This is a genomic window from Paraburkholderia phenoliruptrix, assembly GCF_902859825.1.
In the GTDB taxonomy this organism is placed as follows: Bacteria; Pseudomonadota; Gammaproteobacteria; order Burkholderiales; family Burkholderiaceae; genus Paraburkholderia; species Paraburkholderia phenoliruptrix.
This window is the reverse complement of sequence record NZ_CADIKB010000016.1, coordinates 89,674-106,145: the sequence shown is the minus strand read 5'-3', so window position 1 is coordinate 106,145 and position 16,472 is coordinate 89,674. Positions and strand designations below refer to the sequence as shown.

The 16,472-nt window shown below is 66.0% G+C and carries 17 protein-coding genes; 6 read left to right on the top strand and 11 right to left on the bottom strand.

Annotated features, from left to right (window positions below; translation table 11 throughout):
* Positions 1-56 precede the first annotated feature (56 nt).
* Positions 57-752 carry a response regulator gene (locus HV711_RS17715; RefSeq protein ID WP_425195028.1) on the top strand — a complete coding sequence of 232 codons (696 nt, stop codon included), beginning with the start codon at positions 57-59 and terminating at the stop codon, positions 750-752.
* Positions 749-2,179, top strand: a complete 1,431-nt coding sequence (locus HV711_RS17710; protein WP_035479142.1) for a sensor histidine kinase — start codon at positions 749-751, stop codon at positions 2,177-2,179. Before HV711_RS17715 ends, HV711_RS17710 begins: the two co-directional genes overlap by 4 nt.
* A 21-nt stretch (positions 2,180-2,200) precedes the next feature.
* On the opposite strand, the gene HV711_RS17705 is transcribed toward HV711_RS17710, so the two are convergent.
* The 4 genes from HV711_RS17705 to HV711_RS17690 all read right to left on the bottom strand — a co-directional run bounded on the left by HV711_RS17705 (position 2,201) and on the right by HV711_RS17690 (position 5,105).
* Positions 2,201-3,361 (bottom strand): CmpA/NrtA family ABC transporter substrate-binding protein, encoded by a 1,161-nt coding sequence (locus HV711_RS17705; RefSeq protein ID WP_035479140.1) that lies wholly within the window; start codon positions 3,359-3,361, stop codon positions 2,201-2,203.
* A gap of 9 nt (positions 3,362-3,370) precedes the next feature.
* A complete protein-coding gene (locus HV711_RS17700; RefSeq protein ID WP_013590369.1) occupies positions 3,371-3,946 on the bottom strand; it encodes an ANTAR domain-containing response regulator in 576 nt (191 codons plus the stop codon).
* Between the two features lie 471 nt (positions 3,947-4,417).
* On the bottom strand, positions 4,418-4,690 hold the full coding sequence (gene infA / locus HV711_RS17695; protein WP_013590368.1) for a translation initiation factor IF-1: 273 nt from the start codon (positions 4,688-4,690) through the stop codon (positions 4,418-4,420).
* Between the two features lie 133 nt (positions 4,691-4,823).
* The gene (locus HV711_RS17690) at positions 4,824-5,105 is read right to left on the bottom strand and encodes a hypothetical protein (protein WP_013590367.1); all 282 of its coding nucleotides are present in this window, start codon (positions 5,103-5,105) and stop codon (positions 4,824-4,826) included.
* 549 nt (positions 5,106-5,654) lie between these two features.
* On the opposite strand from HV711_RS17690, the gene HV711_RS17685 reads away from it, so the two are divergent.
* Entirely contained in the window at positions 5,655-6,299 is a 645-nt protein-coding gene (locus HV711_RS17685; RefSeq protein ID WP_013590366.1) for a helix-turn-helix transcriptional regulator, read from the top strand.
* Positions 6,300-6,330: 31 nt separating this feature from the next.
* Positions 6,331-6,534, top strand: a complete 204-nt coding sequence (locus HV711_RS17680; protein ID WP_035479138.1) for a DUF1653 domain-containing protein — start codon at positions 6,331-6,333, stop codon at positions 6,532-6,534.
* Positions 6,535-6,550: 16 nt separating this feature from the next.
* Here HV711_RS17680 and HV711_RS17675 read toward each other — a convergent pair whose 3' ends face one another.
* Both HV711_RS17675 and HV711_RS17670 read right to left on the bottom strand, forming a co-directional pair.
* A complete protein-coding gene (locus tag HV711_RS17675; RefSeq protein ID WP_028359780.1) occupies positions 6,551-6,868 on the bottom strand; it encodes a 2Fe-2S iron-sulfur cluster-binding protein in 318 nt (105 codons plus the stop codon).
* A gap of 87 nt (positions 6,869-6,955) precedes the next feature.
* Positions 6,956-8,938 carry a sigma-54-dependent Fis family transcriptional regulator gene (locus tag HV711_RS17670; RefSeq protein ID WP_035479135.1) on the bottom strand — a complete coding sequence of 661 codons (1,983 nt, stop codon included), beginning with the start codon at positions 8,936-8,938 and terminating at the stop codon, positions 6,956-6,958.
* Positions 8,939-9,418: 480 nt separating this feature from the next.
* Here HV711_RS17670 and HV711_RS17665 point away from each other — a divergent pair, with 480 nt between their 5' ends.
* Entirely contained in the window at positions 9,419-9,709 is a 291-nt protein-coding gene (locus HV711_RS17665) for a DUF1488 family protein (RefSeq protein ID WP_013590362.1), read from the top strand.
* Positions 9,710-9,745: 36 nt separating this feature from the next.
* Here HV711_RS17665 and HV711_RS17660 read toward each other — a convergent pair whose 3' ends face one another.
* The 5 genes from HV711_RS17660 to HV711_RS17640 form a co-directional block, all read right to left on the bottom strand.
* Complete coding sequence (locus HV711_RS17660) at positions 9,746-11,047, bottom strand: NCS2 family permease (RefSeq protein WP_013590361.1); 1,302 nt, start codon at positions 11,045-11,047, stop codon at positions 9,746-9,748.
* 146 nt (positions 11,048-11,193) lie between these two features.
* The gene (locus tag HV711_RS17655) at positions 11,194-11,454 is read right to left on the bottom strand and encodes a DUF4148 domain-containing protein (RefSeq protein WP_013590360.1); all 261 of its coding nucleotides are present in this window, start codon (positions 11,452-11,454) and stop codon (positions 11,194-11,196) included.
* 135 nt (positions 11,455-11,589) lie between these two features.
* Positions 11,590-12,363, bottom strand: coding sequence for a slipin family protein (locus tag HV711_RS17650; RefSeq protein ID WP_014971933.1), 774 nt, complete (start codon positions 12,361-12,363; stop codon positions 11,590-11,592).
* Complete coding sequence (locus HV711_RS17645; RefSeq protein ID WP_035479133.1) at positions 12,360-14,087, bottom strand: NfeD family protein; 1,728 nt, start codon at positions 14,085-14,087, stop codon at positions 12,360-12,362. Before HV711_RS17645 ends, HV711_RS17650 begins: the two co-directional genes overlap by 4 nt.
* An 82-nt stretch (positions 14,088-14,169) precedes the next feature.
* Positions 14,170-15,207, bottom strand: coding sequence for an AraC family transcriptional regulator (locus HV711_RS17640; RefSeq protein WP_013590357.1), 1,038 nt, complete (start codon positions 15,205-15,207; stop codon positions 14,170-14,172).
* Positions 15,208-15,361: 154 nt separating this feature from the next.
* Between HV711_RS17640 and HV711_RS17635 the strand changes: the two genes are divergently transcribed.
* Entirely contained in the window at positions 15,362-16,336 is a 975-nt protein-coding gene (locus HV711_RS17635; RefSeq protein WP_035479132.1) for a LysR substrate-binding domain-containing protein, read from the top strand.
* The last annotated feature ends 136 nt before the right edge of the window (positions 16,337-16,472 follow it).

Sequence of the window (16,472 nt, the reverse complement as noted above, 5' to 3'; positions counted from 1 at the left end):
TTTCTGAATGCTTTCAATTTGCGAGGGAAATGCGTCACAATGGACGAATTCGCCTCATGGATTTCCCTGGGACTCTGTTCATGCGTGTGCTGCTCGTCGAAGACAATCCGATTCTTTCCCGCTCGCTGACCGACGCGCTGACAAGTGCAAAACTCACCGTCGATTGCATGCATGACGGCGAATCCGCCGATCACGTGCTGCGCACGCAGGACTACGCGCTCGTGATTCTCGACATCGGCTTGCCCAAGCTCGACGGGCTGGAGGTGCTGCGCCGCCTGCGCGCGCGCCGCAACGTGGTGCCCGTGCTGATGCTGACCGCGCACGGTTCGGTGGAAGAACGCGTGCGCGGCCTCGATCTCGGTGCCGACGACTATCTGGCCAAACCCTTCGCGCTCACTGAGCTGGAGGCGCGGGCGCGCGCGCTGCTGCGCCGCGGACACGGGCAGGAGGCCTCGCTTGCCCAATGCGGCACGCTGATTTACGACAGCGTGGATCGCGGCTTCACGCTCGACGGCGAGCCGCTTGCGCTCACGCCGCGCGAACGTTCGGTGCTCGAAGTGCTGATGCTGCGCAACGGCCGCGCGATCAACAAGGAGACGCTGTCGGAGAAAATCTTCGGGCTCGACGAATCGGTGAATGCGGACGCCATCGAAATTTACGTGCACCGCCTGCGCAAGAAACTGGAGCGCAGCTCGGTCGGCATTGTCACGCTGCGCGGGCTCGGCTATCTGCTCGAAGCCCGCACGCCATGACGGGCTCGAATCTGCGCGTGCGAGTCGCGCTGTGGCTGCTGCTGCCGCTTCTGTTGCTGCTCGCGCTCGATGCCTGGCTCACCTATCAACGCGCGATGAACGCGGCGCACGCGGCTTTCGACCGCACGCTCGAATTTTCATTGCGCTCGATCCGCGACGGCGTGCGTTTGCGCGAAGGGCGCATCGAGGTCGACCTGCCTTACCTCGCGCTGGAAATGTTCGAGTCGAACGGCGGCGGCAACATCTACTATCAGATTCGCGAGGAACACGGCCGCGTGGTGACGGGGTATCCCGATCTGCCCGAAACGAAGAAGGTGCCGGCCGAGCCCTACAGCGTGCAGTTTTATGACGACGTGTTCCGTGGCCGTCCGCTGCGCATTGCGACGTTGAGACTGCCGGTGCACGACGTGCCGACAGCGCAAACCCGCGTGGTGCTGGTGCGCGTGGGCGAGACGATCGAGCCGCGCCAGGCACTCGCGCGCGAGATTCTCACCGGATCGCTGCAACAGGAAGGCCTGCTCGTGCTGCTCGCGCTCGGCATTGTATGGCTCGGCGTCGCGCGCGGCTTGCGGCCGCTCAATCGCCTGTCGGCGAAAGTCGCCGCGCGCGCCGAAGACGACCCGACGCCGCTCGATACCGTCGGCTTGCCGAGCGAGGTGGCGCCGCTCGTCGATTCGATCAATCAGTACATTGGCCGTACGCGGAAAATGCAGCTATCGCGGCGGCGCTTTTTCAACGACGCCGCGCATCAGTTGAAAACGCCGCTTGCGGTGATTCAGGCGGAGTCCGAGCTGGCCCTGCGCGATCTGGACGGCGTCGAGAAGAACGGCACGGCACCCCGGCGCCAGGGCGTTCATTTGCGGCGCCTGAACCGCGCGGTGCAGCAGGCCGTGCGGATCGTGCAGCAGTTGCTGTCGCTGTCGCGGCTCGATGCGGACAGCGGTTACACCGTGAAGCATGCCGCCGTGCCCTTGCACAAGGTTGCGCGCAGCGTGACGCTCGACTGGTCGCCGGTGGCGCGCTCGCGCGGCATCGACTTGGGCTTCGAGCAGAACGCGTGCGTGGACGTAACGGGTCAGGCCGATCTGCTCGCGGAACTGGTGGGCAATCTGATCGACAACGCGATCCGCTATTCGGGCGACGGCGCGGTCATCACCGTGCGCGTGGCGTGCGAGGACGGCGAGCCCTTGCTTCAGGTGATCGACAATGGGCCGGGCATTGCCGCGAGCGAACGCGAGGCGGTGTTCGAGCGCTTCTATCGCAGCGAAGCGACGCAGGCCGTGGAAGGCAGCGGCCTCGGCTTGTCGATCGTGCGCGAGATTGCGCGGGTTCACGCGGCGCGCGTCGAACTGGGCGATGCCTTCGGCGGCGGCCTCGTGGTGAGCGTGCGCTTTCCCACGCCCGCGCCCCCGCAAGCAGCGCCGTGACGCAGGCCGCGCGTCGGGTCTTTATTTGCGAATCGAAAAGTATTGCGCGAAATCAGCGACGGACGTGGCACTCGGCCATCTCGTGCCGTCCATGAACGTTTGTGCGGGTTCTTCCGCCGGCACGGCGACCTTCACGTGGGCGGCCGCCTCGTGATAGAGCCGCGTCTGATTGATCTGTCCGGCGATCTGCGCATAATCGCCGCGCGCGTCGATCATGCCCCAGCGCTCGAATTGCGTCAGGAACCAGGCGCCCTCGAATGGCCACGGGTAATTCACAGCGCCGTCGTCGAAGAAACGCACGGGCAAACCGTGCGGCACCGTTGCGGGAATCGCGTCGCCAAAGCGCGCCGCGATCAGCGCTTCGTCTATGCCGATGTACTCGGGCCGCGCGAGCCAGCGCGCGATTTCATTGCGGTGGCCGGCGCCGTCGAGCCAGCGGCATGCTTCGAGCATCGTCTGCACGAGCGCCCGCGCGGTGTTCGGATGCGCGCTCACAAAATCGCGGCGGCACGCAAGCACTTTCTCCGGATGATCGGGCCACACTTCGCTCGTATAGGCGACCGTCCGGCCGACGCCCTTCGCCTCGGCCATCGCATTCCACGGTTCGCCGACGCAAAGGCCGTCGAGCCGGTCTTCGGCGAGCGCCGCGACCATCTGCGGCGGCGGAATCACCACGCTTTCGATCTCGCGCAAAGGGTGGACGCCTTGCGCGGCGAGCCAGTAGTACAGCCACATCGCGTGCGTGCCGGTCGGAAAAGTCTGCGCGAACACCGGCTTGCGGCCGAGCGCGGCGAGCGCTTGCCGCAACGTGCCGTGTTCGGCGAGGGCATCCGCGAGACGGTTGGACAGCGTGACCGCCTGGCCGTTGCGGTTGAGGACCATCAGCACGGCCATGTCCGTTTGCGGACCGCCGAGGCCCAATTGCACGCCGTAGACGAGGCCGTACAGCGTATGCGCCGCGTCGAGGTCGCCGGAAATCAACTTGTCGCGCACGGCCGCCCACGAAGGCTGGCGCGACAGTTCGAGCGTGAGTCCGTGCGCATGGCCGAATTCGAGCAGCTTGGCGGCGACGAGCGGCGCGGCGTCGGCGAGCGCGACGAAGCCGAGCCGCAGATGCGTTTTCTCGAGCGGCCCGGATGCAAGCGAAGCGGACGATGAAGCGGGGTGGCTGGCAGAGTTCATGGACAGGCTTCACTTGGGCTGTTCAGCCGCCGCGACGACCGCGCGCGCGACCTCGGCGAGCTTGACGCCCTGGTTCATCGCGCGTTTGCGCAGCATGGCGTAGGCGGCGTGCTCGGTGAGTTTCTGCTGATCCATCAGCAGGCGTTTGGCGCGGTCGATCAGCTTGCGCTCGGCGAGTTCGTTCTCGACCTGTGCGAGGCGCTCGCGCAGCTGCGATTCCTGCGCGAAGCGGGCGAGCGCGACTTCGAGAATCGGCGCGAGCCGTCCGGTTTCGAGTCCTTCGACGAGATAGGCGGTCACGCCCGCGCCGACGGCGTCGCGGATCAGTTGCTGATTGGCGTCGTGGCTGAACATCAGGACCGGCCGTGGCGCGGTGGCGTTCATCACCGCGAGCTGCTCCAGCGTATCGCGCGAGGGCGAATCCGTATCGATGATGATGACGTCCGGCCGCTCGCTCTGAACGGTGCTGTGCAGCGCGTGCGGCGTCGCGGTGCTCGCCAGCATCTCGTAACCGAGGCGGGCGAGCGCGTCACGCAGGTCGCCTATCGGCTTATCGGTGTCGGTGACGAGGAGAACACGCAGCATGGGCAAGTGGCAATCGACGGCTGAACACCGTTAAAGCAACTCTAGTGCCAATGGCCGCCGAGGCCCTGTGAGCAAGGAAGCCGGTCGTTTGCGCCGGATTGTCGGCGAAAGGCGGCGCACCGCAAAAGGGCATGCACGGGCCATGCACCGAAGCGGCGCATGCTGGGCGGTCCCAGGGAGAGAAGCAGAAGGGCGCGTGAGGCGCGGTTGAGAGCGCGGATCAGCGCCCGGAACGGTAGGAGAGACAGTAGGGTGAGCACCGCCACAACCGTCGTAACGCGATGTTGTCGCGGCGGCAGAAACGAAGCCGGGCCGAAGCGCGCCTTTTGGGTTCGGTCGGAACCCACGCGCAGAAGGCGCGCTCAGGGCTTCGCGTACGACATGACTGCAGGGCCGCGGCAAACGCCACGCGGAGAATCCACGAGGAAGCCCGCGCGCGAACAGCCCGCGCGGCCCGCGGGCTATCGCGCCTTAACGGCGGCGCATTTGCGAACCGGGGCGAGCGGCGCCGCCGCCTGCGCGTTCGTCCTTGTGACGGAAGTTGATCCGGCCTTTGGTCAGGTCGTAGACCGACAGTTCCAGCGTCACGCGGTCGCCCGCGAGAATACGAATGTGGTTCTTGCGCATGCGTCCGGACGCGTAAGCGCCAACCACGACGCCGTTGTCGAGCGTCACGCGGTAACGGCTGTCCGGAAGGACTTCGTCGACGATACCGTCAAGTTCAAGCAGTTCTTCTTTCGCCATGCATAACTCCTGGTCGATGGGATAGGGGGTGCGCGACGCCTGGCAGGCGGCGCGGCAGCAGATACGGTTGCGGGCGGGAGGCGCTGGTCACGCCCGCGCTATGCGGCAACGGCTCAGACGCCGTGAGCGCCGCTCAGAGGTCGGCGACCGACTGGCCGTCCACGCGGCCGTCGATCAATTGCTCGGCGTGAGCCATGCACGCAATGCGCGCCTTGCCCGTGCCGTCGAACGGAAACAGATACTGCAGGCGGAACACGCGGCCGTCGGCCGCCGGATTCGCGCCCACGCGGCAGATACGCACCGACGCGTCGTAGCCGGCGTCCGCATTGCGGCTTGTTTGGCCGTTCGTGGGACGGCGCGGATAAACGAGCGGGTGAATCTCGTAACCCTTGTAGGTCTTGACTGCTGAATTCATAAGCACATGTCCTGTATGACGTGGCCGGCGTGTCACGCGTGTCATGCGCGGCACGGCAGGCCGGGCAGCGCAGCACCACAAGGCGCGCCGCCATGGAAAAAGTTGGCACAGGCCCGAGGGAAAGGGCTTGAGCGCGCCGCGCAAAGTCGCGGATTCGATGGAGAAGAAACACGCTGATGTCGCGTGGACACCGGGCGCGTGAAAGCTGAAACTCAGCTGAACAGCTCAGCTACACAACTCGCGACGGCTAATGCAGGCGGCGCATTGCCGGAGTGACGGGATCGCCGACGGGCGGCGGTCGAACAGTCGGGGATGCTGCGGAGATGCCGGTAGAGACTGCCAGTGCTGCCAATGCGGAATACGACTATTCCAATATGATGCACTAAATAGGGCTGATTGGATAGCAAAAAGTTCCCCGGGCGCCCAGATCGCCCGTCCGGGTGGCTACAATGGCGAGTTGCCGGGCAAGGCAACGCAGGAATGCGCTGCCGGTCCTGAAGCCGGGCATCGCCCTTAAAACGCGCCCCGAACACCGTCCGCCATTCTCCCATGCGCCAGACAACCGCGTCCCCCGTGAAAGACCTGCTGCTCGAACGCTACGCTCCCGTCGCCGACGGCATTGCGGCGCTTTTCTATCCGTGCGCCGAAGTCGTGATTCACGACCTGCGCGACCAGACCATCGCGTATCTCGTGAACAATCTGTCGAAGCTCGAAGTGGGCGGCCCCTCGGTGCTCGACGAGGTGCACTACGCGGCGCGCGGGCGCACCATCGGTCCCTACGAGAAGCTCAATTGGGACGGCCGCCGCATGCGTTGCGTGAGCAACATTCTGTTCGACGACACCGGCAAGCCGGCCGGCATGCTGTGCATCAACTTCAATATCGCGGTCTTCGAAGACGTGCGCGCCACGCTCGATCTCTTCATCAAGGGCGGCAATCTGACCGATGCGCCGGCCGAGGACCTCTTCCGCGACGACTGGCAGGACCGCATCAACACGTATCTGCACACGTGGCTGCGCGAGCGGCAAATCGGCATCAACGCGCTCACGCGCGAGCACAAGCGCGAAATCGTCGAGGCGCTGCACGCGCAAGGCGCGTTTCGCGGCCGCAGCTCGGCGAACTACGTGGCCGCTGTGCTGACCATGGGCCGCGCCACCGTCTACAAGATCCTCAAACAGATGAAGGAAGGCGCGTGAGCGGCGGCACCGCCCGCGCCGGGAGAATTCGATGACGACCATCACGCGCTATCGCCACTACAAAGGCGGCATTTACGAACTGGTCTGCGAGGCGACGCTCGAGTCTGATCCGTCTGTCACGATGATCGTTTACAAGGCGAGCAACGGCACCATCTGGACGCGCCCGGCCTCGGTGTTTTTCGAGCCGATCGAGCATGAAGGCGTGACGATGCCGCGCTTCGCGCAGACCGACTGAAATCGGTTCGAGGCGCTCAGCCGGTTTCGCGCACCGGCAGTGCAATGGCGTCGGGCGCTTCGATCACCACGTCGGTTTGCGCAATGGCCACGCACGGCAGGATATAGCCTTCCTGTTTTTCCTCGCGGCTCAGGCCCGGCCACTCGATCGTGTAGCGCACCTGTCCCGCCGTCATTTTGCAGATGCACGTGCGGCAGGTGCCGTTGCGGCACGAGCGCGGCAAACGCAGATCGGCGAAACCGGCGGCTTCGAGAATGGTGAGCGAATCGGGCGCCTCGAAGCTGCGGCCAAGCGGCTCGATGCGAACGAGAGGCGGACGGTCTGAATCGGACATCGTGTGAATGCGTGACGGGCTTCGTCGCACTTTACACGGTCGCGCCGCCTCGCGCCGCCTGGCACCGGCGATTGCGCGGTGCATGCGTCAGTGAGTCGTGCCGCCGCGTCGCAAATAACGGTACACCGTGTTGCGCGCGAGTCCCAGTTCGCGTGCCGCCGCCGACACATTGCCGTCGAGCCGCGCGAGCGTCTGCGCGATCAACGTCGCCTGCCAGTCTTCCATGCGCGACGGCGTGCGCGCCTGCGGGTCCAACGCAGCACCTTTCTGGTCTTCTCCGCCGGCGAGCGTGACGGACGCGCTCCCGTTCACTGCGGCATCGGCGCAATCGTGCAGGAAATCTTCCGGCAGATCGTCGAGCTCGATCTGGTCCGCGCCCTCGGCCATGATGCTCGCGGTGCGCAGCACGTTCGCCAGTTGCCGCAGATTGCCCGGCCAGCGCGATTGCATGAAGCGCTCCAGCACCTGCGGCGACACGCGGCGCGGCAAGCCTTCGCCCTCGCGTTGAATTTCCAGTATGCGCGTGACCAGCGCGGCGAGATCCGTGCGCTCGCGCAGCGCCGGCAACGTCACCACCAATCCGTTGATGCGGTAATACAGGTCTTCGCGGAAGGTGCCCTCGTCGATCATCGCGCGCAGGTTGCGGTGCGTCGCGCAGACGATCCGCAGATCCACCGGAATCGCACGCGTGCCGCCGAGCGGCACCACGGTGCGCTCCTGCAGCACGCGCATGAGCCGCACCTGCTGCGCGAGCGGCATGTCGCCGATTTCGTCGAGGAACAGGGTGCCGCCGTCGGCCTGCACGATCTTGCCGACGCTGCCGCGTTTTTTGGCGCCGGTGAACGCGCCGTCTTCGTAACCGAACAACTCGGCCTCGATCAGCGTGTCCGGCAGCGACGCGCAATTCAACGCGACGAAAGGCGCCGCGCGCCGCGGCGAATCGTGATGGATGGCGCGCGCGAGCCATTCCTTGCCGGTGCCCGTTTTGCCGAGTATCAGGATCGGAATGTCGCGGCCGCGCACCTTGGCGACGCGCCGCAGAATCGCGGCGACCTGGGCGTCGCCGGTGTCGAGCGTTTGAAGGGTGGCAAGCGGCTCCTCGCCGCCAATACGCGGCGCCTGACGCACGGCGTTCGAGGCGGGCATGCGCGCCGTCGCGACATCGACGACCTCCGCTGCCGGCCCCACATAACGCTGCGCCGAATATTCGCCGCGCGCGACCACCCGCACGCCGCTTGGCAAGGTCAGCACGACGTTTTCGCCGGGCGCGCGCGTGATTCGCTGCAAGACATGGGCGAACGCGACGCCGAAGAGCGCCTCGAACGGCTGCGCCTGCAGCGCCGCGAGCGGCTGTCCGAACTGGAACAGCGCGCTGCGATTCGCCGACAGAAACGTGCCGTCGGCGGCGAACGCGGCGAGCCCCTCGAACAGCGTGCCGATGAACTCCGCGCGGGCGTGAAAATGCACGCGGACGGCGTCGGCGAATTGATTGGAGAACAGATGATTCTCGATCATCTGCGCCGACATCCGCACGAGCGCGAGCGTGTGCTTGTGAAAGCCGCGCGTGTCGCCGCTCACGTCGAGCGCGCCGATGGTGCGCCCGAACGGATCCGCAATCGGCGCGCACGAGCACGTGAGAATGCGGTTCGCGTGCAGGAAGTGTTCGTCGGCGTGGACGACGGTCGGCTGCCCGTCGACAAGCGCCGTGCCGATGGCATTGGTGCCGCGATCGGCCTCGGCCCACGACACGCCCGGGCACAGCGCGACGCGGTTCGCCTTCTCGACGAAGTCGCTGTCGCCGAGACTGTGCAGGATCACGCCCTGACTGTCGGTGAGCAGCACCATGCTTTGCGTGTCGACGATCTGCGCATGCAGCGTTTCCATGACCGGCAACGCGTGCGTGTAAAGCGACTGATTGCGGTCCACCAGCTCGCGCAGCGCAGGCCGTCGCAGCGGATGAAAGTCCGGCACTTCGGACGCGCGCAGCCCGAGTTCGAGCGAACGCGCGTGGGCTTGCGCGATGACATGGGTCCGACCGATGTGAGGCGGCGTGGCGGGGCGATGGCTCAAGGCATGTCTCCGAATGAGCGAGGCGGCGGGTACGTTGCCCGCCGTTTCATGCCGCAGTGCAGCAGGCACGCGTGCGGCCGAACACTGATATTACAGGAGCTAAAGCCCCGCGCGCGGCAGGGAAAACACCGCGGTATGCGGACGCACGCTGCACAGGTCGTGCCGGCTTGCGTCGGGCGCAATGCGAGAATGCGCACCCGGAGCACGCACGAGCACGCGGATGCACGATTTTCTGGCATCCACTCCTAATCCGCACCGGCGTGAGGCTCATAAAAAGGAAAACTTGCGCCGCGCCTGAACTCGTCTAAAGTGAATCAAATCATCCTCGCGAGGCGCGAACCACGCTCGCGCGCCGTGGATGACGAGCCCGCGTCGCCGGCATAGGACAAGGAGGAAGAGGCTGGAGGCGCGATCAGGTGTAACCGGCGTGCGCATTACCCATGCGAATCGTGCGCAGTGCCTAACTTCCAGGTGACTCCCATGCAGATCCTTTTCCCGAATGAAAGCCCTGAATATTCAGGTCGCGAACTCACCCTGGCGTTTCCGGCGCTGGTCGATGGGCAGAGGGTGGAGTGCATGATCACCGCGGAAGCACTCGAAGATCACTTCGGCGCCGCCTCGCCGCGCCTCGAAGACATGGTCGGCGCATTCCACACGCACCGCGAGCGCATTGAAGCCGCCACGCGGCGCCTGCTCTCCGAGACGAGCGCGCAGTGCGTGATGCTGCGCAGCGGCTATGTGCGGTTTTACGAGGCGAACTGGCGCGCCTGATGCCTGAGCACGTCGGTACGCCCGCCCGATGCAGGATTATTCGCTGCCGAGATAGAAATAGCGGAACAGGAAAACCGCCGCGATGATCCACACGACGAGCTTCACCTGGCGTGCGCGGCCCGTCAGCAGCTTGAGTCCCGCATACGAGATGAAGCCGAACGCCACGCCATTGGCGATGGAGTAGGTGAACGGCATCAGCAGGGCGGTCAGCGCGGCCGGCACGACTTCGGTTGCGTCGTCCCACGGCAGGTCCAGCATTTCGCGCAGCATCAGGCACGACACGTAGAGCAGCGCCGGTGCCGTCGCGTAGCCCGGCACGACGCCTGCGAGCGGCGCGAAGAACAACGCGGCAAGGAACAGCACGGCCACCGTGATCGCCGTCACGCCGGTGCGCCCGCCTGCCTGGACGCCCGACGCGCTCTCGATATAGGCAGTCGTCGACGAGGTGCCGAGCATCGACCCCGCCAGAATCGCGGTGCTGTCCGCGAGCAGCGCGCGGTTCAGCCGATGCATCTTGCCTTCCACCAGCAGACCCGCGCGATTGGCGACGCCCATCAGCGTGCCCGTTGCATCGAACAGCTCGACGAGGAAGAACACCAGGATCACGTTCAGCACGCCGGTGGACAGCGCGCCGCGAATGTCGAGCTGGAGCAGCGTCGGCGCGATGGACGGCGGCGCGGAGACGACGCCGTGGAACTGATTGCCGCCGAAGAAGAAGCTCAGTACCGTCACACCCACGATACCGATCAGGATCGCGCCGCGCACGCGCAGATAGTCGAGCGTCACAATGGCGAAAAAGCCGATGATCGCGAGCACCACATGCGGGTTGTGCAGGTCGCCGAGCGTGACGAGCGTGGCCGGATTACCGACCACGACGCCCGCCGTCTTCAGCGAAATGATCGCGAGAAAGAGGCCGATGCCGCCGGTAATGGCAATGCGGATGGAGTGCGGAATGCCCTTGACGATCACCTCGCGCACCCGGAACAGCGTGACGACGAGAAAGAGGCAACCGGAGATGAATACCGCGCCGAGCGCGGCCTGCCACGTGAAGCCCATGCCCTTGACCACGGTGTACGCGAAATACGCGTTCAGTCCCATGCCGGGCGCGAGCGCGATCGGGTAATTCGCGTAGAGGCCCATGATCAGGGAGGCCAGCGCCGCCACGAGGCAGGTGGCGACGAACACCGCGTCTTTCGGCATCCCCGCGTCGCCCAGAATCGCCGGGTTCACGAAGATGATGTAGGCCATCGTCAGAAAGGTGGTCAGGCCGGCGAGCACTTCCGTGCGCAGAGTGGTGCCGGCCGCGTCGAGTCCGAAATAGCGTTGCAGGGAATCCATATGGCGGGGTCTCTCGTCGTAGGGGCGAGATGATACCTTGCCAGCGCCTCGCGCGCAGCCGCAAGCGAATTTACGACGTCGTGCCAAAACCGCGGCAAAAGCGGAAAGGAAGCGATTGCCGCGTTGATCGGGAGGTCATTGCCGGCTTATTGGCCAACACCCGCGCCCGCTTGCTGCGCGTGCCTTTGCGCGACGATGCGCGCGGCGCGCTGCGCGTTGTGCGGGTAGTTCAGCCAGTCGAGCGGATCGTAGCCGGCGGCGCGCCATTCGACGAGATCAGCCTTGACCTCGGCACGCGTTTTGGGCGCGGTGGGATCGGTCGGACGGGTGGACGACTGCGCCCACGCGGCGCTCATGCTGACGGCGGCCAACAGCGCGCCGAGTCCAATTCGAAAAAGCGTTTTCATGATGGGCTCCATGGGAGCAGTTAAGGACGACCCTGGTATTCTAGGGTTGGCGACAAGTCCGGGTAAGCCTCCGTTCGGCAATGCATTGTTTCATCCCGCGAGCGCGCTGGCCTGCGCCCGTTGCACGCGCCCGCTTCAAGACACCGGCGGTTTGGCGAGCCGATCCACCACGGCATTCAGCAGATCGACGGGCAGCGGAAACACAATGGTGGAATTCTTGTCGGCGGCGATCGTCGTCAGGGTTTGCAGATAGCGCAACTGCATGGCCTGCGGCTCGCGCGCGAGCGTCTGCGCCGCCTGCAGCAGTTGCTGCGACGCCTGCAGCTCGCCCTCGGCGTGAATCACCTTGGCGCGCCGTTCGCGTTCCGCTTCCGCCTGGCGGGCAATCGCGCGGATCATGGTTTCGTTGATGTCCACATGCTTGATCTCGACGATGGCCACCTTGATGCCCCACGCATCGGTTTGCGCGTCGAGCACTTTCTGGATGTCGGCGTTCAACTGCTCGCGGTCGGCGAGCAGTTCGTCCAGCTCGTGCTTGCCGAGGACCGCGCGCAGCGTGGTCTGCGAGAGCTGGCTGGTCGCCTCGAAGTAGCGCGCGACCTGGATCACGGCCTTTTCCGGGTCGACCACCCGGAAATACACCACGGCGTTGACTTTGACCGACACGTTGTCGCGCGTGATCACGTCCTGTGGCGGCACGTCGAACACGACGGTGCGCAAATCGATGCGCACCACCTGCTGCACGACCGGAATAATCAGCACGAGCCCGGGGCCCTTCACTTTCCAGAAGCGCCCCAGCATGAACACGACGCCGCGTTCGTACTCGCGAAAAATCCGTATCGACGAAGCGATCAGCGCCGCCACCAGCAGAACGAGAAGGCTGCTGAACCCGAATGTGAAACCGATCATGAGGACTTTCCTCCCAGAGAAGGTTGCTGCTGCCGCGCCCCGGCGGCGGCGACGGGCTCCACCGTCAGCGTGAGCCCCTGCCGCGCGATCACGCGCACCGGCTCGCCCGCGGCGACCGGAACGCCGCTCGACACCTGCCAGCGCTCGCCGTTGATCTGCGCCCAGCCGGCCGGCCCGCGGGTCGCCGGACCGGCTGCCGCGGCCACCAGACCGTTGTCGAGCACCACGCCGACACTGCCGATCAGCCCCTCGGAACCGGTCACCACTGGCCGGCGCCGCGCGCGCAGCGCGAGCCTCGACACGCCGAGCACGAACAGCACGCTGAACACGACCACGGCGGCGATCATCGGCAGCGGAATGCCGTAGCCCGGCACGTCAGTGTCGATCAGCATCAACGCGCCGATCACGAACGCGACAATGCCGCCGAAGCCGAGCGAGCCGAAGGTCGGCAGAAACGCCTCGCCGATCAGAAACGCGATGCCGAGAAAGATCAGGCCGAGGCCGACATAGTTGACGGGCAGCATCTGCATGGCGAAAAGCCCCATCAGCAGGCTGATCGCGCCGACCACGCCCGGCAGCACGAAGCCGGGGTTGGCAAATTCGAAGAAGAGGCCGTACATGCCGAGCATCAGCAGCATCAGCGCGACGTTCGGGTCGGTGATGACCGCGAGAAAGCGGCTGCGCCAGTCGGCCTCGAGGGTCACGACGGGCGCATGGGCCGTGGCCAGCCTGACGTTGCCCGCGCTCGTCGCGACCGTGCGGCCGTCGAGCTGGCGCAACAGGTCGGGCACGTCGCGCGCATTCAGATCGACGACGTGCTGCGCGAGCGCGTCGGCGGCTGTCAGGCTCACCGCTTCGCGCACCGCGCGCTCGGCCCAGTCGGCGTTGCGCCCGCGCATCTGCGCGAGGCCGCGAATATACGCAGCGGCATCGTGGACCTGCTTGCGCAATTCCGTCGACTGCGTGTCGAGCGGCAGCGCGGCGGGGGCGCTCGTGGCGGGGTTGGCACTGGCGCCGGTGGCGGCGCTGCTCGCGGCACCCGCCGCCGCGCTGGCGGAGTCCGGCGCCGGTGCCTGCGGCGCGCGGTTGCCTGGGCCCGTGCCCGGCAACCCCGGCGTGCCTCCCGGCGGTTCCGCGCCGCCGATTCCCATCTGGATCGGCGTGGCCGCGCCGAGATTCGTGCCGGGCGCCATCGCCGCTATGTGGCTGGCATAAACGATGTAGGTGCCAGCGCTTGCCGCCCGCGCGCCGCTCGGGGCGATGAAGGTTGCGACGGGAACCGGCGACGCGAGAATCGCCTTGATGATCTGCCGCATCGACGTATCGAGCCCGCCGGGCGTGTCCAGTTGCAGGACCGCGAGCTGCGCGTGGCTGTCGGCGGCCCGCTGCAGGCTGCGCACGATGAAGTCGGCGCTCGCCGGACCGATCGCGCCGCTGACCGGAATCACCACGACGCTGTTGGGCGCCTGGCCGCCGGCAGCCGGAGCGGGGAGGGTCGCGGCCTGAACCGCCTGAACCAGTTGAACGGACCAAACCACACCAGATTCGCCCGATGCGAACCAGGCGGCAAACCGCGGCGCACACTGCGAGGCCAACAGCAGCGCAAACGCGAAAAGTATCCCGCACGCGGTCATGCCGCGCAGGAACCGGCGCGCGGCACCGCCGTGGATCAACGGCCGGCGCGCGCCAGACTGCCGGAACGGGCGACGTGAATACGTGCTCATCGCTAACGGGCGCCGCGCGCCGTCGACGGAAACCGGGCGGCGCGGGCCGACACTCCAGGAAGACTGGCCTGCTGCTTACAGCTTAGTCCGATTCCGCTCGCCGCGGGAAATCTGCACGCGCCGGGCGATAGTCGGTGGGCCGCATGCCGGTCCATTTGCGAAACGCGCGATGAAACGCGCTCGGCTCCGCGAAACCCACGGAAGCCGCGATATCCGCGATCGTGCGGCGCGACTTCTGCAACTCGCCGATTGCGATGTCGCGCCGCAGCTCGTCCTTGATCGACTGGTAGGTATGGCCTTCCTGTTTGAGGCGGCGCCGCATGGTCGCCTCGGCGACGTTGAGCCGCGCGGCCATCTGGTCGGCGGCGGGCCAGCTCGCCATCGGCACCGCGCGCAGCGTCTTGCGCACGCGCGCGGCAAACGAGCCGGGATTGCGGAACTTGACGATGAAACTTGCCGGCGCATCGCGCAAAAAGGCCTGCGCCGAGCGGGCGGTCTGAATCACCGGCAACTCCAGAAACGCGGGCGCAAGATCCACATACGACTCGGCCTGGTTAAACGCCATGTCGTCGCAGAACATCAGCTGGTACTCGTGCGCGGCGGGCGGCTCGGCGCAGCGAAAACGCGCCTCGAGGAGCGGAATGCGGCGCCCGACCAGCCAGCACAACAGTCCATAGACCACAATGAAATACGTCGCGTACGCAAACATGGCGGGCGGCTTCGCTCCCTCGCGTCCCTCGAAGCACAGACGCACGCGCTCCGCCTTCGTCTCGATCCGAACGTTCAGGTCGTCCAGCACGAGACGCATGAAACCGACCGCACGCGCGAGCGCCTGGGCGCCGTTGCGCGCCGTGAGCGCGGTCTGCGTCATGGCGATGAAGCTGCCGCATTTCATGCGATGCGAATCCTGGCCGAAGAATTCATCGTCGAGCGCGCGTGCGATGCCGACCCACAGCGCGCCGTATTGCGCCGCCGACACTCGGCTCTTCGGCGACGCGAGCATCGGCGCAGCGATGCCCGCGGCTTCGGCGAACTGCAATGCATCCAGCCCGCGGGCGCTCGCAAGCGCCAACGTTTCGTTGACGAGGCTCACGGAGATGGTGCCCTTTTCCGCTTTCATCGGCGCTCCGGACCGCGTCCGTTTAACGGTGTGCTCGTGATGGCAATGGCGCTCAACGTTGTCCTCATGGTGGGTTGTCTGATGCACGAAAAAAGAGTCGCGCCCGGCACCGCATGGTACCTTCTGCAACTTCAAAAGGCAGTCCATCATCGTCATGCACAATCCGATCAGCGAGAACTCCTTGATTCGCCGTCTGAAGCTGAACCAGCTGATGATCTTCGAGCGCGTGCTCGAAACGCGCTCGGTGATACGCGCGGCCAATGAGCTCAACCTCACGCAACCGGCCGTGACGAGGGTGATTCAGGAGCTCGAATCGTATTTCGACGGGCCGCTTTTTTCGCGCTCCAACCGTGGGGTCATGCCGACCGACCTCGGCGTGCTGCTTGGGCGGCGCGTCAAGTCGTTGATGGCCGAGTTCCGCTACATGACCGACGAAGTGAACGACTTTCGCCTCGGCACGAGCGGTCATGTGATTGTCGGCACCCTGATCGCCGCGTCGGCCCGCCTTCTGCCGCATGCTATCGCCGCGCTCAAGGCGCGCTCGCCGAAGGTGCTCGTCACCGTGCGCGAGGGCACCACGGCGCATCTCTTTCCGGCGCTGGCCACGGGCGACCTCGACGTGGTCGTGGGCCGCTTGCCGGAGCGCGAACTGCCCATTGCCAATGCCTTCCCGCTGACTCATGAGGTGCTGTTCGAGGAGTCGCTGTGCGTCGTGGCCGGCAAGGGCTTCAAGGACGGCCCTCTAGGTGTCGGTCATCTGTCCGAGCTGGCTGCGCTGCCGTGGATTCTGCCCACGCCCGACTCGCCGTCGCGGCTCGCGGCCGAGCAGCTGTTCCGCGCGGCCGGGTTGCCGTTGCCCGTCGATATCGTCGAATCGCTGTCTTTGCTGACCAATATCGGCTTGCTGCTCGAAACGCCGCGCGTCGCGCTGATGCCGCGCGTCGCTGCGCGCCAGTTCGAGGCGGCGGGTGTGCTGCGGATACTCGACTTGCCGGAGACGGGCGCATTCGGCGCGGTCGGTTTCTCGGTGCGCTCCAACAAGGAACAGAGCGCCGCGTGCCTGTCGTTCATCGACTGTCTGCGCGAGGTGGCGACCGATACGTCGCACGAAATCGGCTGTTCCGTCTGAGGCAACGGAAGGCCGGAAGCGCTGCAGTGCGGTCGCGGCGCTGCTATGCCTCTTTCGCATAGCTGGCGACGAAGGCCTGATTTTCGTTTCCGGCGCGCCGCTCATAGACTCCTGCACATACTTCATCTGGCAGGAG